The sequence below is a fragment of the Pseudoalteromonas sp. CR1 genome (genome assembly GCF_019392235.1).
Classification (GTDB): Bacteria; Pseudomonadota; Gammaproteobacteria; order Enterobacterales; family Alteromonadaceae; genus Pseudoalteromonas.
Map to the genome: position 1 here is coordinate 75,589 of NZ_JAHXRM010000009.1, position 26,933 is coordinate 102,521.

The window sequence follows — 26,933 nt, forward strand, 5'->3', positions numbered from 1 at the left end:
CTAACATGTTCAATTTTGTAATCGTTAAACTTGCAATGTGCGCGGGCGATTAATAAAAAGGGCGTATTAATTTAAAATATTCTACTACTAAGTCTATATTTTATTTACGTGTTCCTGTAGATTAAACACCAATGAATTTAATATTAACAGCGGCTTAGCTGTTAAACGATTAGCCAAGGAGCGGGTGTATCGTGCCAAGTACCACACTCACTTACTACAATAACAACGCGCAAACCTTTAGCGACTCAACGCTTAATGTTGATATGTCGGCGCTTTACGCTGAGTTTTTACCGCTTATCCCTAAACACGGCCATATTTTAGATGCAGGCTGTGGCAGTGCCCGCGATGCTATGTATTTTAAACAGCAAGGTTTTACGGTTAGCGCGTTTGACGCAAGCCCAGCGATTGCAAAGTTAGCCAGTAATTACTTACAGCAACCTGTAGCGGTTAAAACCTTTCAGCAGCTTGAGTGTATAAATAAATACGATGGCATTTGGTGCTGCGCTAGTTTATTGCACGTACCAAAAGTAGAGTTACCGCAGGTGTTTTTAAAGCTACAAAATGCGCTTAAACCAAATGGTGTTTTGTATGTATCGTTTAAATATGGCACGCAAGAACGCGTGCATAATGGCCGTGAATTTACCGATTTAAATGAAGATGGCCTAACCGCGCGAATTACCCACCACACCGAGCTTAAAATACTAAAACAATGGCAAACGGTCGACCAACGACCAGAGCGCGAAAGTGAAGTGTGGCTTAATGCGTTAATTAAAGCTGTGCCTGTTTTATGATTGGCGCAATGCAGCAACAACTCGATTTTATTGCGTATATTCAACGCATGCTCGTTGAGGGTGATTTTAGTGCAACCTACAAATTTGCATTGCTGCATGCTTTGGCTGATGTATGTGTAGAACAGCCGTTGCTATCAGAGCAAAGCCAATTAGTAATAGAGTTGCCAACCCTTGCCGACAAACTCATTACCTTATACTGGCATCATGCAATGCCGTTTTCGTCAGAGCACACCGGCGAAAGCGCCTTACTTAAGCAAAATACAGGCGCGCAATCAAAAGTAATTAGCGTACTGTTTGAATGCCAGCAAAACAACATACGTAACTTTCGCCAGCTTAAGCAAAGCCCGTTTTATAAGCCCACATTTAATGCGGCTATGGCAACACTAAAAACAGGGCCGCTTTGGCGCTTACAAATTCTCGCCAAACAAGAGGAATGCTTTTTATACCCGCATACAAACAGCACTCAATTTATTACGCTAAATGCAGGTATCGCGAGCTGCTTTAGGCGCTTTTACGATTTAGTTGTGTACTTAGCTAAAAATGCATGGCTTCAAAAAATTCAGAGTATAAAGCACAACCAAGCGCTAATTGGCCCGCAAAGCCAACTGCAAGAGTTTTTATTTGGGGTAGACCGTAATGCACTTACCAAGGCAAAGCCTGTTTTAGTAGAGCTGCAATCAAACACGTGTTTTTATTGCCAAAAGCCAATGAAAAACGATGTTGAGGTTGATCACTTTATACCGTTTGCCCGTTACGCTAACGATTTAGGCCATAATTTTGTGGCCGCGCACCGAGCATGTAATAACAACAAACGCGACTTTTTAGCGGCGCAACAACACCGCGAACGCTGGCAAAATCAAAACTTGGTTGTTAACAGCCAAATTATTAGTAACGAACTAAGCGCGTATTTTCATTGCGATACCGATAAATCTCTCGCGGTAAGCAATTGGGCGTATCAAGTGGCACAAGCCAATAACGCAAAGTTATGGCTTGCAAATAAAGACCATTTTGAAGAAGCAAAACTAACTGCCGACATAGTGCCTTTCCCGCAAGCAAAACAACCTGAGTTAAATCAAGTTGCTGAACCAGCCGTTAGTTTAAAATCGAGTGGTAACACATTAAAGCTACCGTACTTTCCCAATATTAAAATTGCCTGTGGGCATTTTAAAACAGGGGATGAAAGCGATATGGAATTGATGGACGCACCACTGGGCGCGGGCAAGCTCGATCCGCAAGTGCATTTTTTAGCACACGCATCAGGTAACTCAATGAATGGCGGTAAGCACCCAATACTTGATGGTGATTTACTGCTACTTGAGCTTATAACCTCCGATAAAGCAGGGTCGTTACGCGGTCAAATAGTGGCGATAGAGCGAGATGATATAGGCGGGGAAGGGCAGTATTTACTGCGAAAAGTTAATAAATTACCTAATGGGCAATATGAGCTAATCGCTCAAAACCCAGATTACGAAGTAATGATTGCAGATGAAAGCATGCGAACCTTCGCGCGGTTTAAACAAGTGGTTTTGTAGTCGCGATTTTATATCGCGCTATTACTTGCAGGCGCTGAGCTTGTTCATGTTTTGTAGACGCGCAGCTTGCTGGCGTGCAAAGCGAAGCTTTGAATGTGTTAATGTAATTATACAGCGCTTATAAATGATGCTTCTGTGTGCACTTTAAGGGATTAAAAACCTCTATTCGAGGTTTTATCGCGTTGGCGATGGCAACCAAAGGGCGGCTGCCGCCGACCACCCTTTGGAATCCCACGGCGCGCCCGAGGATCACACTGTGTCCTCAAGTTAAAAATTGATGTGAACGTAAGCGCCGTGTATTCGCCATCCATGGCGAAGTCACGGCTTAACTTGCAACCATGCAAGTGATTACCCATCATTAACTTAGTTTCAGGTGTGATCACGGGGAGTTGGAGTGTGTTGGTAGATTGGTGTTTATGAATGTAGGCGAGAGCTTACTTAAATATAAAACGAACTCTATAAGTTATGTCGTTCGATTTTTTGTACATAGCCCAAGAAAGAAGCTGTAACTATATTGATAGTAGCTCCAGCAGTTAAATAGCAACTGCTAATGCTACTGAGCAGATTAGAATTGGAAATGAAAGAGTATTCATGAGTAAGCAACCGAAAAAAAGGTCTAAGAGCCACAACACTAAACGCCCAATTATTGGTACTGATTATCAATCATTAAGAAATATTGATGATTTTAATGTATTTATTAAATCTCTAAAGAAGACAATACAGAACCCTTTTATTCGCCAAAACATTGTGCCCTCTAAGCAACGTTTCCAATGCCGTTTAGTTGATGAAAGAATGTATTTCTATGGAGAGCGTTTCAAAAATGATTTGTTTTGGGCTGCAGAGGTAATTCAATCCAAAGCTGTGGAAATTTCTAAGTATGTAGTTTTGAGAGAGCAGGTAGAAGAGAATATTCTTAAAGGCGAATATTTAGCAGCTTTGGCTCTTGTCGATCAGGTAAAAGAAATTTTTGGATATTCCTACTGGTATTTAGAAAATAAGTTTTCATTATTAAGTCGCTTAGGTAAAGAAGAAGACATATACAAATATTTAAAGTCTTTAAAGATCACGTTTACGGAATACGAAAACAGAGAAGCAACACTTTTAATGGAGAAGTCGCTTTTTAAAAAGTCTACTTCAAGATTTGAGTTTATGATTCAATCGATACTCGATAGTGTAGAGAAAGACAGTATTGATTATGATTCTATAAGTTTTTTATTTAAGTTTGATATTAACCAGAAATATAATTTCGGTTACATTTTTAAATTCATGTTGCACATGAATATTGTTGATATTTACAACTGTTTTATCCGAGCAGCTTCTTACTCAATAGTTAATGATTGCTCGTTTTCTAATGTATGTACTGAATACTTGTTTAAAATAAAAGATACACTTAAAGATCCTAAGGTTAATAATATTTTAAATTACACTTCTCATTTTTATGATGAGCAGTCTGATTACCACAAAATGTGCGAAAGTTATATTGCAGGCGATTTTAATAGCGTTATATCATTATTTGAGGGTATGACTCATACATTAAATTACAAAGTTGTATTTATCGAGCTTTATGTGAAGTCTCTGATTTATTGCAATAAATATCCTGAAAGCTTTGGAGGAGGGGTTTTTAACGAATTAGTAGACTTCGGCTTTAAAGCTACAAAAACATTTGATGAAGATAGCTTAACTATTTTAGATGGAGTTATTTGCCAATTTACACAGAGTGATTTTGTATATGCATTAAATATTTTAAAGTCAAAGATGACAAATAGTAGTAAAAGATCTGTAGACAAGGAATATAGGCTCGTTGATATATTAATTAACTTTAATAACCCATTTAGACCAGAAATAGATATCATAGGGAGTGTTTGTTCTGGTTATGGTAGTAAAGATATTGATGCATTTAAGTTTAAGGTTCCTAGTTTTAGATATCTAAAATGGAAAGGTGATGAACTTTATGAAAGCGGGGATTATTCTGAAGCATTAAGAAAATATGAAAAAATAACTGGTGTTCCAAACTATCTTGAACTCGAGATAATAGAAAAGACGGTCTTAATTCACCATGCTTTAGGTAATGTGAATTCAGTGGTTGATATTATTGTGGAACTATACCTAAGCAAGAATATTACTCTGAAGCGACTGCCCCTATTCGATATTAAAGAAACACTCCTAAGCTCTAAAGAGCTAGACAGAAAGTCTATAAATACACCAATCTTTGCTCATGTCTTAAAGATAATGGGATTATGTAATGCTCAAAAAGTAGCTTTACTTTGTGATGATTTCCTTTATTTAAATGAATTTGAAACTGCTCAAGATATAATTGAAATTGATCGTAGAGTCATATACTTATTTTCATCTGTAATGACAATAGGAGTATTGAATAGGCAAGATCTTAAAATTCTTAATCTCGATGATTTTATAAATAGGGCACTATTGCTATTAAAAATAAAAGATCAGACCGAAGATTTAGAGTCCCTTAGTTATGATATTGAATATCTTACATCTCAATATTCTAGAAAGTTAGTAAAAAACAAGCTCGGGAAAGGAAAAGTTAATATTAACTTTGATGCGATTAAACTCGTTGCAAAAAGTAATTTAGGAAATGAGTTTGAATCCTTACTTCATGAAGATTTACATGTATTAAATTTAGATAATGTAGAGTTTACTGATGGATATTTAAAGGCAGAAGAGTTTATATTAAAAATCAGAGATATTTATGCAACACACGAATTGTATGGTTTGGATAATACTCTAAATACAGATATAAGACATAATGGAATTGTCCCAACTTTGCGGGCTGTTTTTGAAGCAAATGGTGTTATCTGTACAAAAAGGAATAATCATTATTTAGATAATATAGATTATAAAGAAAGCGCTAAAAATAACTTAATATTTCATGCTTATAGGCTTTTCCAAGATAAAATTATAGAATTTTCTGACCAAATAGATACCTTATTAAATGGACTGAAAAATAAGTATCTACATGTGTTTACAAATGATTTAGATGACAAAGATAAGCTTTTTAAATTAACTATTTCAAAAGCTCATGTTTTAGAAATTGTTGAATTTATAAATGATACCCGAGATTTAGATTTGACGGTTGACTACATATTAGAGTTATTAAATAAGAAAACTAGCGAAGCCATGCATGAAGGATCGGTCACACTACGCGTTTATATAAAAGACAGAGTTGATAAGCTTATTGCAGACCTAATTGATTCATTAGATAGACAACCTAAGATAAATAGTAGTTTTATTGAAAATTTAAAACATGCAAGGAATCAATTTGATCATGTGATTTTTGAGGTTTCAGAATGGCTAAATTTTATAAAAAAATCAGCTGATGACTTTTCATTAATGATTCCTATAGAAGAAGCCCTTGAGTTTGTAAGGGAAACCCATCCCACGTTAGAGTTATCAATTAAGTGTAGAAATCGTACTGCGTTAAATGAGTACGATTATGATGGAGAGTATCTCGCAACATTTATTAGAATGTTTCTAATTTTATTTCAAAATGCCGCAAAAAGTAATAGTGTTGGAAAACTGTGCAATTTAAAGGTGAGTTACACTTGCAATAAAGGAAAAGGCAAATTAACCATTATTAACAACTATGACACTATTAATATTGAACTCATAGAAAGAATTAAAGAATCGCTTCGCAAAAATCAAATTCTCGATGGAGCTTCTAAAGGTACGGGAAGTGGTATATTTAAAGTAAAAAAAATGTTGACTTATGAGTTAAAAATTAACAATTCGTTAGATATCGACGTTGACGAAGATAGTAAGACTTTTAAACTATCTATTACATATGATCTGGCTCAAATCCAAAAGGGTATTTAAATGAGATTTCTAATTATTGAAGACAACGAGGAAAAAGCTAAGTCAATTATTGATTATATATCTTCATTGAAAAGCTCATTGCCCTCACAAATTGAAGTCAAAACTAACTATTTAGATGGCAAAAGAGCTCTTAGAGAAGAATATGATTTTTTGATTTTAGACATGACACTCCCACTCGATGATACAGCCATTGAAAACAAAATTTCTACTGCTGGCATAGATATATTAGAAATAATGAAACATCGGGAGATAATTATGCCTTGTGTAGTTTTAACCCAATACGATACCTTTGGTAAACATCAGAATAAGGTTAATCTAAATTCATTGTCTGAAAATGTTTCTAGAGAATATCAAGATATAGTTAAAGGAGTTATTTATTACGCCTCTAAAGATGGTGATTGGCAAGAAAAGCTAAAAGTTATTATTGAGGGCTTATTTTGATTACTTTTTTGATCGTAGAAGATTGCCCTAAAAAATTAGTAGCTATTAAAAAGAGGCTTGGAGAACTTGATGTTAGCGAGCTCAGAATCACAGATGTGAGTAATAAAGCTGCAGCATTAGAGTTACTACAAGAAAGACCTTTCGATTTTCTCATATTAGATATTCATATTTATAGAACACAACAATGCGAAGAGATTTCCCCAAATGCGGGTGTAGACTTGCTAGTTGAACTTGAAGATTCTATTTTAAGCCCTAGAAACAGATATAACATACCAAACTCCATATTTGTAATGAGTGAATTTCCTGAGGCGATTTTGAAAAATGGAGAAACTTTCAAGAGATGCAAAATTATACCTTGTAGATACAGCCATGACTCTGATGATTGGAGTAAAGAGTTAGAGGTAGAGCTCAGAAGAGCTGAATTAAAACAACAATCAGTAATTGGCATTAAATCTCATGATATTGTTGTATATTCAGTTCATGGAATTCAAACTTTTGGTGGCTGGCAAAATAAATTAGGTGAAGCTCTTAGGTCATATACAAAAAGTCAGATAGTTGAGCACATACCATATAAATACCATCATTTCCCTATAACTCACTTTTTAAGATCAGGAAAAAGAGAATATGAAGTAGCTAATTTAGCAAAAGAAATTAACCTTCTAGCAAATAGACACCCTGAAGCAAAAATATGCTTGGTTGGACATAGTTTCGGAACATATTTGATTGCGGAAAGCTTAAAAGCTCTTAATACCAGACTTAATATAGATAAAGTGATCTTATGTGGAAGTGTTTTAAATTCAAACTATGATTGGTCATCTTCTATACAGAAACATAATATTAAAAACATAATTAACGAGTGTGCTTCTAATGACTGGGCTTTAGTTTTCTCTCATTTTTTTGCCAAAGGGTTAGGGATGGCAGGTGTAGAAAGTTTTAAACCTCATAGCGGTGTTGTTACAAACCGTTATTTAAAAGGTGGACATTCTTGCTTTTTTAATGAAATTACAATAAATGAGTGGTGTGGATATATACATGGGGTGCCTATTTTCCCTAAAGATGATAGAGATGATGCTGGAATATCTGATGCTATATTCAGCTTTGTCACAAAGACTAGAAGGCGCTGGATATTAATATATACTTTTGTTTTTCTGAGTTTATTTATCTGGTTTATTAATTAACCAACCGCCAGTTTCCCTGCCTCATGCCACATTTCACTTGGCATGGGGTTGGTTAGTTCCCACGTTATATTCATCGGCTGGCTGCCATTATGACTTTGGTATTTAACTTCGCCATAGTTTACAAACCCCATAGTACGGCCATTTTCGTCTTTGCCTTGTTCGCGCACAAATAATAAGATGGTTTTGCCTGTTTGTTGATGCTGAATATAGCTTAGGCCGCGGCCGTGTTCTGGTCGGGCGCTGTTTTGCGTTTGCCAATGGAACAGCCTAGGGCTGATTGCATAGTCATGATAAAGCGTGGTGGGCGAGTAGGTTTTTTCACACTTATTAAGTGTTACGAATAGTAGCTCTAGGTTTTGGTTTTTAAATTCTAAAACGCCTTCACGGGCGGTCGATTTTTTATCAAACGAGTGTGCGCCAAATGCGGCGAGTATTTGCTGACGTGTGTAGCGGCTGTGTAATTTGATTGCGTGATTAGGTAAACACACTAAATCACTTTCTTGCTGGTGAATACGGTTTATTAAAAGTGCGATTACTTGAGCAAGTTCATGCTGTAGCTCTTTGTGTTTAAGGGCTTGTAAGCTTTGTTCAAGCGTTTTAAACCCTAAACTTGTGCCAGTGCTATCCCAAAAGTTGTAATGTGCCATAAGCGCGAACTGTTGGTTTTGCGCTGTTGGCGTAAAACTAAAGTCGTCTTTACATAAATCACGTAAAAAGCATAAGTAACTGAGGGAGTCGCAGCCGAGTAATTGGGTGTTTATAGCGCGGTAATACGCGGCGTAAATATCGGCTTGGTCTGCGGGTATTTCATCACCTTTTAACCAATGCCAGCCACCGAGTTTTTTATCTTTTGGTTTGTATATATCTTCAAGCGTAACTTGTGGGTTTATGCGTAAAAAGTTACTAAGCGTTAGCGCGTCATTAGTGTGTTGCGAATAGCTATTTATAAGCTGTTGTAAACGGCGCTTAGAATTTATAGCTTGCTGTATATTTTTTAATATTGTTTGTTGTGTGCGTTTTTGTAGCTCAATACGACAACCCTGCGGTAGATGCGGGAAGTTGTTTTCGATCTCGGTTTTAATTGGTTGATTACTTTTACCAACGAGTGCGCGGAATTTACTGGCAAAGTCGTACTCTGGGCGCGCATTTCCTACAAAATCAAGTACGGTACAGCACTGTTTTTGGCTGTTGTCGGGTAAACGCAAACCACGGCCGAGTTGCTGTAAAAACAGCGTTAGGCTTTCAGTTGGGCGTAAAAATAACAGGGTATCGACTTCTGGAATATCGACCCCTTCGTTAAAAATATCAACCACGCAAAGTATTTGTATTTCGCCTTGGCGCAGTGCTTGCTGCTTGGCCGCACGCTCATTAGTGTTTTTACTAGTAAGCACATCAGCGTTTATGCCTGCTAGGTTAAACTTAGAGGCCATGAATTCTGCGTGTTTTTGGCTTACACAAAACGCCAACGCTTTAATATTGTGAACATTGGTTACGATATCAGCAAGGCTGGATATAATTTTGTTAGCGCGGCTGTTCTCCCCTGTATAGAGGTTACTTAATTCGCTTATATCGTAACGGCCACCACGCCATGTTATTTGGCTTAGGTCGGTGTCGTCATCCAATCCAAAGTATTGAAACGGGCATAAATGACGCTGGTTTATTGCTTCTGGCAAGCGTATTTCGGCGGCTATTACACCGCAAAAATCATCGAGTATATTTGCGCCATCTTGTCGCTCTGGTGTGGCGGTGAGGCCAAGTAATATTGTGGGCGTAAAGTGATTTAATATAGCGCGATAACTTGCAGCGCTTACGTGATGTACTTCGTCTATCACTATGTAGTCGTAGTAATTGCGGGTTAAATTAAGCGATTCAATTTTGCTGTTTAGCGTTTGGATGGACGCAAATAATTGGTTATAGCGCTGCGGTTTGTAGTTACCCACCCATAGTTCACCAAAGTCGTTATTTTTAAGCACGCCACGGTAAGCGCTTTGCGCTTGTTTTAGTATTTCTTCTCGGTGGGCGACAAATAAAAAGTGTGCGTTTGGGTTTTTATCGTAAACGGTTTTAAAGTCGAACGCCGATATGATGGTTTTACCTGTGCCGGTTGCAGCTACTACTAAGTTTTTAAAGCGATTATGCACGCTGCGCTCTACGCTTAGCTTTTCTAAAATGGCTAGCTGGTGCGTTTTTGGTGTTATATCAAAATAAAACTGGCTGCTTGCTTGGCCAACTCCGCGTTGCTCGTTAAGTGAATTAATGAGCTTTTCTTTACATTCAGCTTTGCCTGTAAATAACTCGAAATCTGGCGATTGCCAGTAGGTTTCAAAGGTACTTTTGGTTTTGGCTATGATGTGCGGTATTTCTTGCGCGGTAATTTTTAAGTTCCATTCAAGGCCACTGGTAAGCGCCGAATGCGATAAGTTAGAAGATCCAATATATCCTGTATGAAAACCCGTATTACGCATAAACAAGTACGACTTTGCGTGGAGGCGTTCTTGCTGGTTGTTATAGCTTAGCTTTACTTCGGTATTTGGTAGGTTTGCTAAAAACTCAACCGCCTTTGCATCCGTTGCGCCCATGTACGAGGTAGTAATAACTTTGAGTTTATTGCCGCTTTTAGTAAACGCTTCAAGTTCATTTTTAAAAATTCGCAGCCCTGTCCATTTTATAAATGAGACAAGCCAGTAAATTGTATCGGACGATTTAATCTCGCGCTTTAGCTCGGTTTCAAGCGATATACCTGCATTAGCACCGCTGAATAACTCGCTTTGTGTAAGCCCTGTGAGTGGAAATATATCACTTGAGTAATCTTTAAGATTGGCAGCAATAGGGTTTTGGGTATTAAATAGCGCGGTAAGTATTCGGCCTTGGCTGTCAATAAGGTTTTCATTGATCAGCTCGTCATCGCGAATATGATCCTTAAGCCAAAGCACAAGGCTGTTTGCGAGGTTAATTTGTTCTTCCAAGCGCTTTTTTGAATTAGGGATTGCATCAATGGCATGTTCAACTAGCTTACCTAAAAAGCGCGAAAGCCACGTAGCCGCCTCTGCCGATTCCAGCTGGCGTTCGCCCACATAAAATTGGTCACGATTTAAATTTTGCTCAATTACTTGCGTAATTAACTGCTCGTAAATACCAATCTGTTGCATTAAATCGCTCCCTGTTTGCGAGCATTCAGTTTACTAAAAAATGCAATGTAAACAAGCATTAACTCATTATTGAATTAAAGACCAATGCTAAGACAATTCCCCCGTGATAACACCCGAAATTGAATTAATGATGAGTAATTTACAGCATGGATGCGCGTTAAGCGAAGCTTACACACGGACGTGTTTCATCGCGTTTACGTTCATATCATTAATTTAAATTGAGGAAACAGTGTGATCCTCGGGGCGCCGAGAGATTCCAAAGAGAAGTCGGCGGTTACTTCTCTTTGGTTGCCATCGCCAACGCGATAAAAGTAAACACAATTTAAAAGCTGCGCTTTTCGCGCAAGCAATCCTTGCGCCCGCAAATTAATTATTATGTTTATAATCTAATAACCATGACACTTTAGTTATTTTTAGCGTTAGCTCTGGTGTGAGTTTTATTTTTTAAGTATTGTGGTTTAACTATTATGCCGGGCTAATTTAATGAAAATAAAAACACGTCATGTAGTGTTGTTAGCTGTAATACTGCTGATTTTACACTTTTTTTATAAACCTAATACCGCTGTGATTGTAGTAAATAATGACACGCATAAAGCCCAAAGTGCTGAGAGTTATACGCATGTGTATACTACTGAAACTGTTAATAATAAGCGTGTTGGTAATGTAGCCAATAAAGCTAAAGCCCAGCCTAAAGCTGCTCCAGTACAACAAAATAGTTGCGAGTTGGTGCACGACCCAGAAGAACTTGAATACGCGCAAAGTGAGTTGTCGCAATTAAACGATAATCTCGATTTCACTAGCGAAACGTTTGATATTGGGCCATATACGTCGGTTAAATTAATTACCCCTAATGTAAATAGCGATTACCATAAAACGCTGCGTATTCGTTTATTTGAAGCATACGAAAAGTATCAAAACTTATTTGGTTTATACCCCGACAAACCCATTTTAATGAACTTGGTTGTATTACCTAATCATTATTACGACGATTATGTGTCGCGCTTTGGGGCTTTACCAAGCAACAATGCGGGAATTTATTTTGGTAAAAATAATACGGCGTTGGTGAGGTTTGACCCGGCCGATCCGCAAGGTAGTTTGCGCGTAGCCATACACGAGGCAATGCATGTTATTAATTTTAATTTAATTGGCAGTACGCCTAGGTGGTTAAACGAGGGAATAGCTGAAGTTTTTGAAAATACGCTGATTTATAAAACTAATCGGGCTATTGCTATTCCTACTAAGCGTGTGCGCCGAACGTATATGGAATTTAGATCGTTAATTGATTCAGAATCGTTGTGGGAGCAGCAGTCTTACCGTGGCGATTTATACGCAAATGCGAATAATTGGGTGGCGTTTTTTATTCAGCATAAGCATGGCAGAAGATTGTTAAAGGCGATTGTGCAGGGTGAGGCTAAAAATCCGTGCAATACGCTTGAGAATGAGGTGATTTTAAATGCGCTTTCTACCTATTTTATAGATTACGAGCAGGCGTATTTGGTGTGGTTTAAGGCGTCGCAGCAGGTTAAGGGCGAGTTTATTCCTGTTTATTAAGTTGTGTTGTTGATTTAAAAGCGCGGGGCAAATTTTAATGCACAAAGAGAAGCGAATGAGAAGCCAGAGTGAATTTAGCTTGGTTTTGTAGACGTAGAGCTTGCTCACGTTAGAAGCGGCAGCTTCTTGTTATTATTTAAAATAAATATTACCACAGAGTACACCGAGGCGCTTTGCGCTACACAGAGTTAAAAAGATTGGTTAGTTACTTTTTTTGATCTTTTCCTTCACTTCTCGGTGGTGAAACAATTTCGTTTATAGCATAAGTAAAAGCGTTGCTTTTAAACGCCAGCAAGCTGCGCGTCTACCAGTAAATTTAACCCCTTTGTGATTAATTTGCTTTTAAGACCATAATGCACAAAGAGAAGTGAATGAGGAGTAAATGAAAAGATCAAAACCAATGTTTAGTTTATCTTTATACACGCCGAGTTTGCACACGCAGCCATTTATCAAATCGCTTAATCCCTACCTCTAAAGCGCAGCGTCTCTTGACCTCTTTGTGAATCATTGGCTTTTAAAACCTTAATGGCACAAAGAGAACAAAATGAGGAGTAAATGAGCAGACAAAATGACAAGGTTAAGTGATTTTTATGTCACCACAGAGTGCACCGAGGCGCTTTGCGCTACACAGAGTTAAAAAGATTGGTTTGGTCACTTTTACTGGTCTTCTCCTTCACTTCTCGGTGGTGAAACAATTACTTTATAACCACGTAAAAGCGTTGCTTTTAACGCCAGCAAGCTGCGCGTCTACCAGTAAATTTAACCCCTTTGTGGTTAATTTGCTTTAAGACCATAATGCACAAAGAGAACAAAATGAGGAGTAAATGAGAAGAGCCAAGTCATTTGATTTATTGGTTTTTTAATCACGAGTCACTTGATCACTTTTCTAAAAGCGCAGCGGCTCTTACCCTCTTTGTGAATCATTGGCTTTTAAAACCGTGATGTAAAAAGGGAAGTGAGTGAGGTTGCTACTCTTTTGTTTGTAACTTTTTGGCGCGTTCTTCTGCGTCTATTAATGCTTGTGATTTAGGGGCGCGTTGTTTTTCTTCTATTTTAGGTTTTTCGGCTGAGTTTGGGTCCCAGCTTGCATCAAGCGATAGGTTGGCAAACGGGTTGCTGTTATCTGCTTTTTTAGGCTCAGGTGCCGCCTCTGTAAGGTCGGGTTTTGTTTCAGGTGTTTTTTCTGGCGCTGGTGGCTTGGGCATTGTTTGTGCCGGCTCTATATTGCGTGGTTTTTTCTTTTTACCGGGTAGTGGTGCATTAGGGTCGAACGTACGTACTTCGGGCTCTTTAAAGTCGTGTTCGGTTTTAATTGCAGGCGCATCTGATTCGGGTTTATCTAAAGTAGTAGGTTTACTTGTTGGCAGTGGCTCAGGTGTTTGCTCTGCTGGTTTTTCTGTGTGTGTTATGGGCTCTTTATTGTTTTCGACCGGCGTTACTGGTGCCGGCTCTGGTTTCACTGGGCTGTGCTTGCGTTGTTTTTTGACAGGTTTAGCATCTGGATCAAAGTCGCGCACTTGGGGTTCGTTAAAGCTGCTGGCGTTTTTAATACGCGCTAATGTGGTTTTGGCTGCGGCTTCAAACTCGGCGGTATTAGGTTGTGGTTTTTCTTCGCTTGGTGTTTCATTTTTAATTGGGTCATTAACGGGCGCTGTTGGTTCGGCTGTTTCGGTGGCTAATTGCTCTGTGGGTGCCGGTGTATTATGTGTGGTTTTTGGTTGCTGTAGCGCTGGTGTTACTTCGGTTGGTTGTTTTTCAACGGTTTGTGTATTTTGCATTTGCGTATTTGCTGTTGTAACGGCGGCGTTAGCATTGCTTTGCTTTGCGCGGCGCAAACGAATGATCACCATTGCGCCAATAAGCACAACCAGCACTAATACAAAACTTGGTAATAATAACGAGCTAGGTTGCTCGCGCGCTGGTTGCGGGGCAATCACTGGCGCTGGCTTTATCACCGGCGCGACTGTTGGTTCTGGGTTTTGTATAACGGGTGCAGCTTGCTCTGTTGTTTTAATTGGCGCTGCTTCTTGTGTTTTTTCTGATGCTTGTTCAGGTTTTAGCGTGGCAACTGGCTCTGCAAGCGTTTGGTCGTCAGCTGTGTTTTTAGGCTCGTTTGCTTCAACGGGGGTTGTTTGTGTAGGCTCTATATCAATGGTTACTTCGCTTGCATTAGCATCAATCATGTCGCTAATTTGCTGCTTTTGTTCATCGGTTAAGTTAAGCGTTTTTTCGTCTATTAGCCCATCGGTTGTTTGACTTTCAGGTTCAATAACCGGAGCGGGTTGCACACTGTTTGGTTGTGGTTGAGTCACTATTACACTGGGTTCAGGCTCTTTTACTATAGGTTTAGCTTGTGTAAGTACTTGCTTAGGTTTGTTGCAATTTTTTTTGTAATCACGCGCCGCTTTACGGTATTTTTCGCTTGTTTTGTTATTACTGTATTGCTGTACTTCTTGCTTTATAAGTATGCACATTGCTTCGTTATAAGCAGCGCTGTTAACACTATAAAATAAGGCAAAACAAAGCGTCAGGCGTGTGAGTAAAGTGGTCATAAGGGTGGTTAGCGTTTAATCATTAATAAGTTGATTTTAAGCGTAAAATTAAAAATTATCTAGGGGAGCCTTACGCTTAATAGCGAGCCAATAAGGCAAAGCCCAATTCGTTTTAATGTTAACGCTTAAACAGCGGTTGTTAAGTGGCGCTAAGTAGGCGCCATTTTGTATTAGCTTACTACCATAAGGCTGCGGTATTCGTCGTAAGCAAATTGGTCGGTCATGCCGCTAATGTAATCTTGAATTAGTCGGCATCGGTAATAAAACTCGTAGGCTGCATAGTGGTCGGGCTCTTCTTGCATGGCGTCTATGGCATGTTGATAGCTATTTAAATGCTTTTTAGAGAGCTTTTTAACGAGTCTTGATTCGATGAGTAGGCGTTTGTCGCCATTCAGGGCGCGTTTAAAGTCGTCGCTTGTTAGTTGCAGTAGCGGTTTGTAGCTGTCGAGTAGGCCGTTAATGATTCTGTAGCCTTGTAGCTCAAGTTTTTCTACTTCTTTATCTGAAAACACATGCGCCAGGGCAACTTGTTTAAGCGTTTGTGTTACGGCGTGCAAGTGGCTTCGGTCTTCTAGTAGGGCGTGGTTAAAGTCGCCGTGATAAATGGGTTCTATGTTTTCTATAAACCGTTTGGCTGCATGGTTAACTAACGGGTGCAGTAGAGCAACACGCAGGTATATAAAAAATTCACTATTAAAGTTATACGGTTGTGCTTTGCCTCGCTCGAGTGCGTAGTCTACCGCTTTGCTAACAAAGTCTTGGTGGTCTGTGTCGTCAATGGTTAGATTTATAAGTACTTTTTGATAGTGATTTTTAAGTACAGTGCACAGTAGCTCAATGGTTATTATGCCTTTTTCTACGGCGTCTTCTATGTCGGCTAGGCAGTACGATATATCGTCGGCGGCTTCCATTATGTAACTGGCCGGATGGCGGCAGTATGGCTCTATGGTTAATTCGTTTTGTAATGCCTCTATAAAGGCTTTTTCGCTGTAGTAGTAGCCTACTTTTTTCATTAAGTAGTTTTTATTTTGGGGTATGTCTTTTATATCAAGCCCTGCTGGGCGGGTGTATTTTAAAATACCAGCACTTTGGCTGTAAGTTAGGTTTAGGGTTTGCAATGAATGAATAATACGAATGCCTTGGGCATTGCCTTCAAAGTTGCAAATGTCTTGCGCTAAGTGCTTAAAAATAACACCAATGCCGGTATTTGGCTCGCGGCATCGCTCGGGGGTAACACTGGCTAAATTAGTATTAAACCAGTGGTTTATTGCTGCTTCGCCAAAGTGCCCAAAAGGTGGATTGCCAATGTCGTGCATTAGGCAGGCCATTTCTACTAGGCTTTCGAGCGGGCGCTCTAGGTCGGTTAAACCAAAGTCTGTTTGTTGTTGGTAGCTTAAGTTGGCAAAAATACGCTGTACAATAAAGCGGCCAACTTGTTGAACTTCAAGCGAGTGAGTTAACCTTGAACGCACTGCGGCATTTCGCTCTAGCGGAAATACTTGTGTTTTTTGTTGTAAGCGACGAATAGCGGCGCTGTTCATTATGCGACCACGGTCGCTTTCAAGCGCCATTTGTAAATTAGAGGTGGTTCGGTACATGCGCGCGGGGGTTATTTTTTTACTAAAGTCGATAGTCATCGGTGTCCTTGTTTGGTGTTGACGACTGGCAAAGTAAGTGCGCGGTGTCATTCTTTTTTAATACTTACTTGTTAATATATACACCTAGACGAGTTAGGTACAGGTGCTTGTATCATTTAAGGCCCTTCAATTGTATTATAAAGCTATATTTTTCAGTATTTAACGCATTTTAATGTAGGCGAGTATTTATAATGAAGTATGTGTTTTTAAAGGTAATGATATTGGCATCTTTGGTGCTTACTAGTCATTTAGCGTTTGCGGCAAAAGAGCAAACCGTAGTGCTTGTGTCGATTGACGGTTTTAGATGGGATTACATTGAAAAACACGGGGCACCTAATTTAAAAGCCATGGCAGAAAAAGGCGTAAGGGCACAAAAGTTAATACCGGTTTACCCCACTAAAACGTTTCCTAACCATATTTCTATTGTGACTGGGTTATTGCCCGTAAATCACGGCATTGTTGATAACAAATTTTGCGACAAAGCGCGTAATAACGAATGTTACAGTATGGGCAAAGCATTAGGCGACAGCACGTGGGTAAAGGGTATTCCGTTATGGAATTTAGCTAAAATGCAGGGGCTTAAGTCGGCGGCGTATTTTTGGCCTGAGTCGGATGCGCGTTTTAATGGTATGACCCCCGACTATTTTTATCATTATTCTAAACACAGTGAATACCAAGGCCGTGTTGATCAAATTATTCAGTGGTTAAGCTTACCTAAGGCGCAGCGCCCTCGCTTTGTTGCTAGTTATTTTTCGTTAGTAGATAGCATGGGGCACGAATTTGGCCCCGACGCACCGCAAACACGCGATGCAGTTAAACAGCTCGATACGTTAATGGGGCAGTTGCAAGCGCGTTTGAGTAAGCTAGAGCAGGATGTGAATTTAGTGATTGTGTCGGATCATGGTATGGCGGTTGTTGATCCTAATGAAAGTATTTTACTAAACACGTTACCTAGCGATGACGGTTTTATAGTTAAAAACACGGGGCCTCGCTTACTTATATACGCAAAGCCCGAAACCAGCGCAGCTAACATAGCCAATTACAAAGCACGTTTGCGCGATGCGGCTAATGGCCGCTATACAGTGTTAACCGATGAGCAGTTAGCTGGGTATCATTATAATAAAGGGAGCCGTGTGGGCGATATTATTGCGCAAACTAACGCGCCGGCTGTGTTTACAAGTAAGGGTAAATCGACGTATGTTGGCACACATGGTTATGCTTACACAGACGACATGGCGGCCACGTTTATTGCCACTGGGCCTGCGTTTAAACAAGGTGTTAGCCTTGAAAAAGTAAATAACCTCGACATTTACCCGGTGCTTGCAAAAGTAATGGGCTTAAAGCTATTAAATAAAGTAGATGGCGATGGTAAAACGTTAATGCCGGCTATTAAGCAAAAGGTGGTTGTGCATTAAAAAGAGCGCATAACGCGCTCCAAAGGGACTAATACCAATCCGCAATAATACTTGATTATTTTTAGGGGCTAAAATAAATCACTTAATTAAACGGATTGGAATAACAAAATAACGTAAGCGGGCTAATAAATCGGCCCGCTTTTTACTAACTTACTTAAAGTTAGCAATACTTGTTTTTGTTGCCGTTACAGTACGAATTGCGTATGCCTGGTTTGTAATACCGTAAGGAATACCGTTTACGCTCCAATTTGGGTTAGAGAAGTAATCGTACTGAGTTGCACTACCAAATACTTGTGGGTACGCCATGATACTTGCAAATTCATTTTGTACACCGTGGCCCATGCCGTCTGTATAAACACCACCCGACGTATCACCTTGCTTACGTGAATGCGCTAAACCTTGGTTATGGCCTAGCTCGTGTACAAATGTGCTTGCGCCACAGTCAATCGCCGTGATTGAGTACATACGATCGCTCATTGAGCTGTAAAGGTTGCCGTTTGTACCTTGTCCAACCCATGCTAAACCACATGAAATTAAGCCAGCACCTGCACTTTGGCCCATACCCAGTACTGCAACCATATCGGCTTTCCAGCCTGTACGCAGGTTATCTACGTAGCTGCTGTTTGTTACTGCATTAAGCCAGTCTTCAGACGGTGTAATTGCGTAGTCGCCTAAGTTTTGCGAACCCACTAAACGTAATGTGATATCTACACCATTTTGGCTGTAAACTTGATTACTAAACGCAATCAGCTGGTTAATTTTTGTATTAATATTGCTGGTTGCTGCAGCCGATTGGTCGGTATATAAAATACCAATATCGATTGTCTCTGCTTGTGCTGTGCTTGCAGCGCACAATGCAGCGGCTACTGCCGTTTTTATGATTACATTCTTCATTGTTGTATTTCCTTACTCTTGTAGTGGTTAATATAGTTATTATTAAATTTTGCTTAAGCATAACGAGCACGCTTAAGCAGCCATTTAATGGGGCTTAATATAAAAAATTAGGTACTAGTAATCCGCGATAGCACTTAATTGAGCGAGCGGAATAGGTAGTTAGCCGTCGGTTTTAGGGGCAAACATATCGGCAGCGCTATTGGTTTTTGGTTGTGGGGCACTCACGTTGTGCTCAATATGGCTTTTATATAAATCGCGTTTAGCTGCTATCCAGCCGTACTGGCCTTTGCTTTCAAATACGTAGTTACCAGAAGGCGCGGTAAATTGGCCGTATACAGCGTCTTTTCCAACAGTAAGTACCGTGTTGTGCATACGTCCGTCAACGCCAAGTACTTTTCCAAAAATGCTTTTGTCGCCATTGGCTGACTCAATAACGTTAGTGACTTCGGCGGTGTAAGTTTCGGTTGTTTGTGGAATAGCTAGGTCAAAATTTTCGCCTGTTTTAAGTGCCTGTAAACTGGCTAGGTCAAACTCTATGTAGGCTTCGTTATTAAGATCGGTAGGCAGCACCTTGGCATCGGTAAGTACTGCTTTTGCACGGTCAGACAAGCGATTCACCGCGTCAAAGCTTTCAAAAGGGGCTGTTTGCTCTATTTTTGGCGTTGCTTTTATCGGATCTTTGCTCATATCAATAGGCGCTGGTGCTTTGGTTGTGCGTGTTTTTTGCAGATCAATAGGTACAAAATCGATTGCGATTGGGGCAATAGGCTCCTCGGCTTTATTGGTCTCAATTACTACTTTGTAAATGGCGAATGCGAGTACCGCAGTAGCAACGGCAGCAATGATTAAACGCTTCATTTGTTTCTCTTTTGGTGTTTTTGGTTAACTATTTGTTACTTTTATACTAAGTGAGTGATTAGATCAAGTTTGCTTGTTTAGTATTAATGTATTGGTTTTTTGTTTTTTAAGTTATTGTTAAGTAATGCTTAGGTTGTTTTTAGTACATTTTAGGTATTGCTTTTTGTAGGTTTTATGGGGCCTGTGGCGCTTTTATAGGTACTTGTTTGTTTTTTAAAGTGCAATAATTTGAAGGTGTAAAATTTTTTAAAATAAAAATGAAAATAATTCACGATTCTTACACTAATAGCCAATTGCAATGTGAAATTGAGCAACGTATGTTGTTTGCATAAAAATAAATGCAAGAGGGACTTATGACGTTTTCAGATCAATTACTTAACCGAGTAACAGCTGGATTAGTGGCAGTGATTATTGGTTTTGCAAGTTCTATTGCATTAATTTATCAGGTTGTGATCACCCTTGGCGGAACGCCCGATTTAGTAGCGAGCTGGATTTTAATGCTAGGTTTAGTAATGGGAACAACCTCAATTGGATTATCGTACTATTACAAAGTTCCTGTTTTAATTGCATGGTCGACCACCGGAGCCGCATTACTTATATCAAGCGCACAAGGGTATAACTTGAACGAAGCCGTTGGGGCATTTATGTTTGCCGCGTTGTTGGTTTTTTTGTCGGGGATTACGGGTTGGTTTGAAAAAATAATGAACCGAATACCCATTGAGCTTGCCTGTGCTATGTTGGCCGGTGTGCTGGTTACTTTTGGTATAGATGTATTTAATTTTATGAACGATATGCCCTTAGTTATAGGGCTAATGGTGTTGGTTTATTTTGTGGGTAAGCGCTTTTTTGCGCGCTTTGCGATGTTAAGTGTATTAATTGTTGGTGTGTTATTAGCGTGGCAATTTGGCTACATAGATACCAGCGCGTTACAGTGGAAAATGAGCCACTTTACCTATATTGCCCCTTCGTTTAATGTACAAGCCTGTATAAGCATTGGTTTACCTTTATATATTGTGACCATGACGTCTCAAAATTTGCCTGGTATTGCGGTATTAAAGGCACACAATTATGAGGCGCCTATTTCGTCATCGCTTAATGTTACGGGGCTGGTGAATGTGCTTTGTGCGCCGTTTGGGGCGTATTCAATTAATTTAGCCGCGATTACGGCGGCTATTTGTATGAGTGATGAGGCCGATAAAAACCCGGATAAACGCTATTGGGCAAGTATTGCGGGCGGTGTGTTTTATATTTTAATGGCGTTGTGTGCTGCAACTTTAGTGGGGTTGGTGGCAAGTTTACCGCAAGCACTTATTTTAGCTTTGGCGGGCATAGCTTTGTTTGGCACTATTGCTAATAGTTTGCAGCAGGCGTTAACGGGTTCGCAATATACTGAGGCTGCAATAGTGACGTTTTTGGTGACGGCGTCTGATTTAACGCTGTTTTCAGTAGGTTCTGCTTTTTGGGGAATTATTGCAGGAGTGTGTACCGTGATGATCACTCGTAAGGGTTAATAATGGTGGGGTTTAAGTAAAATAGCATCGCCTCTAATCTTTTTTTGAGTAATGGGCTTTTAGATCTTTAATGCACAAAGAGAAGCAAATGAGGAGTAAATGAGCAGTTAAAGTGACAAGCGGTGTTTTAGTTTATTTTTGTAGACGTAGAGCTTGCTCACGTTAGAAGCGGCAGCTTCTTGTTATTTACAATAAATATCACCACAGAGCACACCGAGGCGCTTCGCGCTACACAGAGTTAAAAAGTATTGGTTTGGTCACTTCTCATGGTCTTCTTCTTCACTTCTTGGTGGTGAAACAATCACTTTTATACCCCTTAAAAGCGTTGCTTTTAAACGCAAGCAAGCTGCGTGTCTACCAGTAAATTTAACCTCTTTGTGAGTCATTGGCTTTTAAAATCTTAATGCACAAATAGAACAAAATGAGGAGTAAATGAGTAACAAAAGTAAGTGGGCTTAAGTTATTTGCTTTCGCGTTAGTAAGTTTAAGGTCTGGCCAATGAAAGGTACGAGGCTGTTTCGTTGAGCGTTGTTTTAAACCTGCTTTGCATCAATTTAAAGCATCTTGCAAACAATTTAAATACTGCTAAAGTAATCATTATCATGTTAATGACTGACTAAGTGTGCATATATGAGATCTGGGCAAGCGTTAAAATTGGCGAATCGATTGGGTGATTTAATTCGTCAGCACCGCACTTTGCATTATACCCAAAGTACGTTTGCTAAAATGATAGGTGTATCTCGCTCAACGGTACAAAAACTTGAGCAAGGTGAGGTGGTAAAAAGCGATATATTGTTTGAGGCTTTAGTTGCGCTTCAGTTACAAGGTTCGTTGTTAGACGAGGTTAATGAGTTAGTTGCAGATGCGGGTGGTTATAATGCAAGGCAACGCAAAGGCCGTAAAACTCAGGAGGTTAATGATGACTTCTGAGGCTTATGTTTTTATTGATGGTTTGGAAGACACCCCTATTATTTGTGGTTTTTTTAAGCTAAATACACAAACAGGTCGAGGTGAGTTTAATTACGGTAAAAGTTACCTTGCACGGCCAGATGCGTTTGCTCTTGATCCGGTGCACTTACCGTTAAAGCCTGGCATTGTTAGTTATTCGGCGAATAAAGGTATATTTGGCGTCTTAAGTGACGCCGGCGCGGACTCTTGGGGCCGTAAGCTTATATTATCATTACATAATACTAGGCCAAAAAATGAGCTTGAGTTTTTACTAGCTGGGTCTGGGTATGGTGTGGGCGCTTTGGTTTTTAGTTTGTCGCGCAGTGCATCAAAGCATAAAACTAATAAAAATACGTTAGCCGATTTAGCGTTTTTAGATCAAGCTAAAGACGATTTACTCGCTGATAAGGCTATCTCACTCGAGGCAAAAAAAGCCTTTGAGTTTGGTCAAAGTATGGGTGGTGCAAGGCCTAAAACATCAGTAAAAATTGGTGATAAACTTTACTTGGCAAAATTTAATCGTCAAGATGATTTGTTCAATTTAGTTAGGGCTGAGCATGGGGCTATGTGTATGGCTAATGAATTGGGTATTCGTACTGCAAATACCTGTATTCATGAAACAGAAAATGGTGACGTGTTGTTAGTTGAACGTTTTGATGTAAGTGATGGCTTGCCAACTCATCATTTTTTGAGCGCTAATAGTTTGCTACAAACACCTAAAGTCGCGTTAAGCGATTTAGCAACTTACTATAGTTACGCTGAATTGGCTGAGTTTATTCGCCACCACACAGGTGAATTTGCTGATGATGCTACTGAGCTGTTTAGGCGAATGGTATTTAACGTATTTATAGGTAATGCAGATGACCACAGCCGTAACCATGCATTTTTGTATAATTTTCTTGAGCAAGCGTGGCGCATGAGCCCTGCTTACGATATTACTCCAATTAATAACTCAAAGCAGCATGGCTTAGGGCTTGGTGATGATGGCCGCTATGCGAGTATCGATAATATTCTGTCGCAAGCTAAACGCTTTGGTTTAAATAATGCTCAGGCAAAAAAGATTATTACTGAGATTGAGTGTTATGTTCGCCAATGGCCGGCTCATTTCAAGCGCTTCGCTAATATTAGTGAGGCTGATATAAAGCGCTTAGAAAGTGTAATACCTTCTATAACCTAATAAGGAATGATTGAAAGAGCGAAGCTAGTGTTTAGTTTTTCATGTGCGTTGAGCTTGCTGATGTTAGAAGTAAAGTTTTCCGTTATTAAACACAATCACTTCTCTAAAAGCGCAGCGGCTCTTGACCTCTTTGTGATTAATTCGCTTTAAGACCGTAATGCACAAAGAGAAGCGAATGAGGAGTAAATAGCAACTAAAGTAACAGGCGGTATTTTAGTTTGTTTTTGTAGACGTAGAGCTTGCTCACGTTAGAAGCGGCAGCTTCTTGTTATTTAAAATAAATATCACCACAGAGTACACCGAGGCGCTTTGCGCTACACAGAGTTAAAATATTGTTTTGGTCACTTCTCCTGGTCTTCTCCTTCACTTCTCGGTGGTGAAACAATCACTTTTATACCCCTTAAAAGCGTTGCTTTTAAACGCAAGCAAGCTGCGTGTCTACCAGTAAATTTAACCTCTTTGTGAGTCATTGGCTTTTAAAATCTTAATGCACAAATAGAAGCGAATGAGGAGTAAATGAGCAACTAAAATGACAGGGTTAAGTGATCTTTTATCACCACAGAGCACACCGAGGCGCTTTGCGCTACACAGAGTTAAAAAGATTGGTTTTGTTGCTTCTCCTGGTTTTCTCCTTCACCTCTCGGTGGTAAGTTAGTTACTTTTATAACCCTTCAAGGCATTTTTAAACAAAAGCAAAGCACGTCTATAGGTAAATTCAGCCATGGCATTGTAAATGATGGGCTTTTTCACTAACTCCAAAAGCGCAGCGTCTCTTAACCTCTTGGTGAAGAGTGGGCATAAAAAAAGGCGTTAATATTAACGCCTTGTTTATTATATTGAGCTGATTACAACATCGGTTTTAACACATCAAATATGGCTTCAATGTGGTCGTCTCTGTCGTTTAAAGCAGGGATGTATCGGTATTTTTCGCCGCCGGCTTCTTCAAAAATCTCACGGTTTTCACCTTCTAACTCTTCAAGAGTTTCGAGGCAATCGGCGCTGAACGCTGGGCTTATAATTGCAACGTCTTTAATTCCCTCAGCTGGCAGGCTTTCAAGCGTAGCATCGGTGTAAGGCTTTAACCATTCAGCTTTACCAAATCGGCTTTGGAAAGTGCTAATAACGTTATCTTTATCAAGGCCAAGTTTTTCAACAACAAGTCGTGTTGTTTGTAAACACAGGCAATGGTACGGATCGCCATTGTCTAAAAATAGCTTTGGCATACCATGGTATGAAAACACTATTTTTTGCGGCATGCCATTGGCTGCTAGGTCTTCACTTATGCTGTTAGCCAATGACTCAATATACGTGGTGTTTTTATGATAGCCATTTATAAAATGAAGCTCAGGAACCCAGCGCCATTTGCGTAGTACGCTTGATACGGCGTCAAATGTAGAACCCGTTGTTGGACTTGAATATTGTGGGTACATTGGCATGATAATAATGCGCGTAAGGCCTTTGTCTCTTAGCTCCTCAAGGCCTGCTTCTATTGAAGGATTGCCATAACGCATAGCCATAACAACTTCGGTGTTTGTGTAGCCTTTTTGCTTTAATAATGTGTTGAGCTTTTCGCTTTGTTGACGCGTAATGTGTGTGAGGGGCGACCCGTTTTCTGTCCAAATGCTTTTGTATAGCTTTGCTGAACGTTTTGGGCGTACTCGTAAAATGATGCCATGTAGTATGATCATCCATACAAGGCGCGGTATTTCGACTATACGTGGGTCAGACAAAAACTCGCGTAAGTAAATACGAAGTGCCGCGGCCGTTGGAGCATCTGGGCTCCCTAAATTAGTAAGTAGTATTCCCGTTTTTTGATTAAAACGCCCGTCGTGGGGATTGTCGGTTACGGCAGAAAATCGCGACACGTTGTGCTCCTTCAAGCAAAGTTATATTGATATTTTAGGCTTATTGTAACGAAAAAAAGCCTGCTTTAGATCAATCATTTAGCGCTTTTAATCATAATTCTAAAGGGGGTTGGTTTTTTAGCTTCAAGTTGTTGTAATTTTTCAATTGATTTACGGCTAAATACATGGCCTTTTGGTAGTAACATAATGCCGGTATGGCTCTGAAGCGTATTGCCCAGTACCATGTTCTCTTTGAGCTCTTGTGCGTTGCAAATATTAACTGAGCCTGCTGTGCTTTTCTTTTCTTTCATCTTATTGTGGCTGGCTTCAAGTGCTCGCACAATTTTAGGGTGATAAAATGTACCGCTGTATAGCTTTATAGTGTCGAGCGCGTGCTGGTGGTGCTCAGCTTCGTTATCGCCCACACTTTGCTCATATGCGTCCCAGTAATCACGTGCAACACTAAGTACCATGGCGCCAATGGGTATTTCGTTACCCGAAAGCCCTTTGGGTAACCCGTTGCCGTTATAGCGTTCAAATTGATAGTAAATAGCGTCAGACACGTCGTGTAAATGCAGTGCAGGCATAAGCATTAGTTGCGCGGTGCTGGGGTGAGTGTAAAAGGCTTTGCGTTGTGCTTCGGTAAGTTTGTTCACTGGCTTTTTATAAAGATCGGGGTCCATTGCAAGTAGCCCAATTTGCGCTAGATAACCAGCCGTTGGAGCAAGCTCTATACTTTTTTGTGATGCATTTAAATACAAGGCTATATGAGTACAGGTATTGGCAATGTTTTGCGCTTTATTACCGTCGAGATAGGGGTTAGCGTTAATAAAATTATAGAGTAGCTCTACGGTAGACTTATGCTCGTTTTTTTCTCGCTCATTGGCTTTTTCAAGCTGCCTGAGAACTTGTTTTATTTGTTTTGTGCGTTTTTCTACTCTGAGTTCTAACGACTGATTCAGTTCGGTTAACTGCGCATTTTGTTTTTTGACATGGGCTTGCAGTAACTCGTTGTGTTTTTTTAAACGAAACTTTTCTACGGCTGATTTTATAACGCTGATTAAGTGATCGTTTTGCCAAGGCTTTTGAATATAGGCGTTGATCCCCCCATCATTGACAGCACTGACCGTTGACTCTAAATCAGAGAAACCCGTTAATAAAATACGTTGAGTATCAGGAGCTAGCTTTTTTGCCTTTGCTAAAAATTCTGCGCCACTCATTTTTGGCATACGCATATCACTTATAACCACGTCAAACTGTGTGGCTGACATTTTTTGAAGCGCGTCGTGCCCGTCTGTCGATACAACCACATTAAATTTGTTCATGCGCAACAATCGTACAAGTGACTTTAAAACACTTGCTTCGTCATCTAGGCATAAAATATGCGCAGGTCGATTGTTAAATTCTTCTAGTTCAGAGGTTTTTTGCATTAAATAAGGCCAGCCAATTCTGATATATAGTTAAATTTAGTCTAACCTGGGCGTATAAACAACTGAATTGATAGATTTTAATAATTATGATGTATTTTACTAATGCGTGAATTTAAGGCCTTTGAAAAATAACAAAAACTCAGCATGAAAGGCTAATTTGTAGGATAATTTTTTGCAGAAATCACTAATTA

17 protein-coding genes are annotated in these 26,933 nt (G+C 39.7%); 10 read left to right on the forward strand and 7 right to left on the reverse strand.

The features are described from left to right. Positions 1 to 191 precede the first annotated feature (191 nt). The 5 genes from KZZ04_RS09905 to KZZ04_RS09925 all read left to right on the forward strand — a co-directional run bounded on the left by KZZ04_RS09905 (position 192) and on the right by KZZ04_RS09925 (position 7,776). Positions 192 to 791: a class I SAM-dependent methyltransferase gene (locus tag KZZ04_RS09905; protein WP_219422616.1), complete on the forward strand. Its 600-nt coding sequence runs from the start codon at positions 192 to 194 to the stop codon at positions 789 to 791. Further along, the gene (locus KZZ04_RS09910; RefSeq protein WP_219422617.1) at positions 788 to 2,323 is read left to right on the forward strand and encodes an HNH endonuclease; all 1,536 of its coding nucleotides are present in this window, start codon (positions 788 to 790) and stop codon (positions 2,321 to 2,323) included. Before KZZ04_RS09905 ends, KZZ04_RS09910 begins: the two co-directional genes overlap by 4 nt. A gap of 591 nt (positions 2,324 to 2,914) precedes the next feature. Further along, positions 2,915 to 6,157 carry a hypothetical protein gene (locus KZZ04_RS09915; protein WP_219422618.1) on the forward strand — a complete coding sequence of 1,081 codons (3,243 nt, stop codon included), beginning with the start codon at positions 2,915 to 2,917 and terminating at the stop codon, positions 6,155 to 6,157. Then, entirely contained in the window at positions 6,158 to 6,598 is a 441-nt protein-coding gene (locus tag KZZ04_RS09920; protein ID WP_219422619.1) for a hypothetical protein, read from the forward strand. It begins immediately after the preceding gene. Between the two features lie 8 nt (positions 6,599 to 6,606). Further along, positions 6,607 to 7,776: an alpha/beta hydrolase gene (locus KZZ04_RS09925; RefSeq protein ID WP_219422620.1), complete on the forward strand. Its 1,170-nt coding sequence runs from the start codon at positions 6,607 to 6,609 to the stop codon at positions 7,774 to 7,776. Here the strand turns inward: KZZ04_RS09925 and KZZ04_RS09930 are convergent. Then, positions 7,773 to 10,925 (reverse strand): DUF3427 domain-containing protein, encoded by a 3,153-nt coding sequence (locus tag KZZ04_RS09930; RefSeq protein ID WP_219422621.1) that lies wholly within the window; start codon positions 10,923 to 10,925, stop codon positions 7,773 to 7,775. The genes KZZ04_RS09925 and KZZ04_RS09930 overlap by 4 nt on opposite strands. 483 nt (positions 10,926 to 11,408) lie before the next feature. Here KZZ04_RS09930 and KZZ04_RS09935 point away from each other — a divergent pair, with 483 nt between their 5' ends. Then, positions 11,409 to 12,476 (forward strand): DUF1570 domain-containing protein, encoded by a 1,068-nt coding sequence (locus KZZ04_RS09935; protein ID WP_219422622.1) that lies wholly within the window; start codon positions 11,409 to 11,411, stop codon positions 12,474 to 12,476. Between the two features lie 968 nt (positions 12,477 to 13,444). Here the strand turns inward: KZZ04_RS09935 and KZZ04_RS09940 are convergent. Together KZZ04_RS09940 and dgt are read right to left on the reverse strand one after the other, a co-directional pair. After that, positions 13,445 to 15,028, reverse strand: coding sequence for a cell surface protein (locus KZZ04_RS09940; RefSeq protein ID WP_219422623.1), 1,584 nt, complete (start codon positions 15,026 to 15,028; stop codon positions 13,445 to 13,447). A 170-nt stretch (positions 15,029 to 15,198) separates the two neighbouring features. After that, positions 15,199 to 16,665: a dGTPase gene (gene dgt / locus KZZ04_RS09945; protein ID WP_219422624.1), complete on the reverse strand. Its 1,467-nt coding sequence runs from the start codon at positions 16,663 to 16,665 to the stop codon at positions 15,199 to 15,201. Positions 16,666 to 16,856: 191 nt separating this feature from the next. On the opposite strand from dgt, the gene KZZ04_RS09950 reads away from it, so the two are divergent. Then, positions 16,857 to 18,080: an alkaline phosphatase family protein gene (locus tag KZZ04_RS09950; RefSeq protein ID WP_219422625.1), complete on the forward strand. Its 1,224-nt coding sequence runs from the start codon at positions 16,857 to 16,859 to the stop codon at positions 18,078 to 18,080. 150 nt (positions 18,081 to 18,230) lie between these two features. Here KZZ04_RS09950 and KZZ04_RS09955 read toward each other — a convergent pair whose 3' ends face one another. Further along, positions 18,231 to 18,974 (reverse strand): reprolysin-like metallopeptidase, encoded by a 744-nt coding sequence (locus tag KZZ04_RS09955; protein ID WP_006793508.1) that lies wholly within the window; start codon positions 18,972 to 18,974, stop codon positions 18,231 to 18,233. 159 nt (positions 18,975 to 19,133) lie between these two features. After that, the gene (locus KZZ04_RS09960) at positions 19,134 to 19,832 is read right to left on the reverse strand and encodes a hypothetical protein (RefSeq protein WP_219422626.1); all 699 of its coding nucleotides are present in this window, start codon (positions 19,830 to 19,832) and stop codon (positions 19,134 to 19,136) included. Positions 19,833 to 20,185: 353 nt separating this feature from the next. On the opposite strand from KZZ04_RS09960, the gene KZZ04_RS09965 reads away from it, so the two are divergent. The 3 genes from KZZ04_RS09965 to KZZ04_RS09975 all read left to right on the forward strand — a co-directional run bounded on the left by KZZ04_RS09965 (position 20,186) and on the right by KZZ04_RS09975 (position 23,468). Next, on the forward strand, positions 20,186 to 21,343 hold the full coding sequence (locus KZZ04_RS09965; RefSeq protein ID WP_219422627.1) for a benzoate/H(+) symporter BenE family transporter: 1,158 nt from the start codon (positions 20,186 to 20,188) through the stop codon (positions 21,341 to 21,343). 630 nt (positions 21,344 to 21,973) lie between these two features. Beyond that, positions 21,974 to 22,273, forward strand: a complete 300-nt coding sequence (locus tag KZZ04_RS09970) for a helix-turn-helix transcriptional regulator (RefSeq protein ID WP_219422628.1) — start codon at positions 21,974 to 21,976, stop codon at positions 22,271 to 22,273. Beyond that, on the forward strand, positions 22,263 to 23,468 hold the full coding sequence (locus tag KZZ04_RS09975; protein WP_219422656.1) for a type II toxin-antitoxin system HipA family toxin: 1,206 nt from the start codon (positions 22,263 to 22,265) through the stop codon (positions 23,466 to 23,468). Before KZZ04_RS09970 ends, KZZ04_RS09975 begins: the two co-directional genes overlap by 11 nt. A gap of 845 nt (positions 23,469 to 24,313) precedes the next feature. Here KZZ04_RS09975 and hemH read toward each other — a convergent pair. Both hemH and KZZ04_RS09985 read right to left on the reverse strand, forming a co-directional pair. Further along, on the reverse strand, positions 24,314 to 25,333 hold the full coding sequence (gene hemH, locus KZZ04_RS09980) for a ferrochelatase (RefSeq protein WP_006793511.1): 1,020 nt from the start codon (positions 25,331 to 25,333) through the stop codon (positions 24,314 to 24,316). Between the two features lie 74 nt (positions 25,334 to 25,407). Then, complete coding sequence (locus KZZ04_RS09985; RefSeq protein ID WP_058404534.1) at positions 25,408 to 26,742, reverse strand: HD domain-containing phosphohydrolase; 1,335 nt, start codon at positions 26,740 to 26,742, stop codon at positions 25,408 to 25,410. Positions 26,743 to 26,933: the final 191 nt, after the last annotated feature.

What these genes read in the sequence shown, in the direction of transcription:
- KZZ04_RS09955 (WP_006793508.1), bottom strand. Translation starts at nt 18,974, where the DNA reads ATGAAGAATGTAATCATAAAAACGGCAGTAGCCGCTGCATTGTGCGCT.
- KZZ04_RS09950 (WP_219422625.1), top strand. Translation starts at nt 16,857, where the DNA reads ATGAAGTATGTGTTTTTAAAGGTAATGATATTGGCATCTTTGGTGCTT.
- KZZ04_RS09930 (WP_219422621.1), bottom strand. Translation starts at nt 10,925, where the DNA reads ATGCAACAGATTGGTATTTACGAGCAGTTAATTACGCAAGTAATTGAG.
- KZZ04_RS09985 (WP_058404534.1), bottom strand. Translation starts at nt 26,742, where the DNA reads ATGCAAAAAACCTCTGAACTAGAAGAATTTAACAATCGACCTGCGCAT.
- KZZ04_RS09975 (WP_219422656.1), top strand. Translation starts at nt 22,263, where the DNA reads ATGACTTCTGAGGCTTATGTTTTTATTGATGGTTTGGAAGACACCCCT.
- dgt (WP_219422624.1), bottom strand. Translation starts at nt 16,665, where the DNA reads ATGACTATCGACTTTAGTAAAAAAATAACCCCCGCGCGCATGTACCGA.
- KZZ04_RS09960 (WP_219422626.1), bottom strand. Translation starts at nt 19,832, where the DNA reads ATGAAGCGTTTAATCATTGCTGCCGTTGCTACTGCGGTACTCGCATTC.
- KZZ04_RS09935 (WP_219422622.1), top strand. Translation starts at nt 11,409, where the DNA reads ATGAAAATAAAAACACGTCATGTAGTGTTGTTAGCTGTAATACTGCTG.
- KZZ04_RS09970 (WP_219422628.1), top strand. Translation starts at nt 21,974, where the DNA reads ATGAGATCTGGGCAAGCGTTAAAATTGGCGAATCGATTGGGTGATTTA.
- KZZ04_RS09920 (WP_219422619.1), top strand. Translation starts at nt 6,158, where the DNA reads ATGAGATTTCTAATTATTGAAGACAACGAGGAAAAAGCTAAGTCAATT.
- KZZ04_RS09940 (WP_219422623.1), bottom strand. Translation starts at nt 15,028, where the DNA reads ATGACCACTTTACTCACACGCCTGACGCTTTGTTTTGCCTTATTTTAT.
- KZZ04_RS09915 (WP_219422618.1), top strand. Translation starts at nt 2,915, where the DNA reads ATGAGTAAGCAACCGAAAAAAAGGTCTAAGAGCCACAACACTAAACGC.
- KZZ04_RS09910 (WP_219422617.1), top strand. Translation starts at nt 788, where the DNA reads ATGATTGGCGCAATGCAGCAACAACTCGATTTTATTGCGTATATTCAA.
- KZZ04_RS09965 (WP_219422627.1), top strand. Translation starts at nt 20,186, where the DNA reads ATGACGTTTTCAGATCAATTACTTAACCGAGTAACAGCTGGATTAGTG.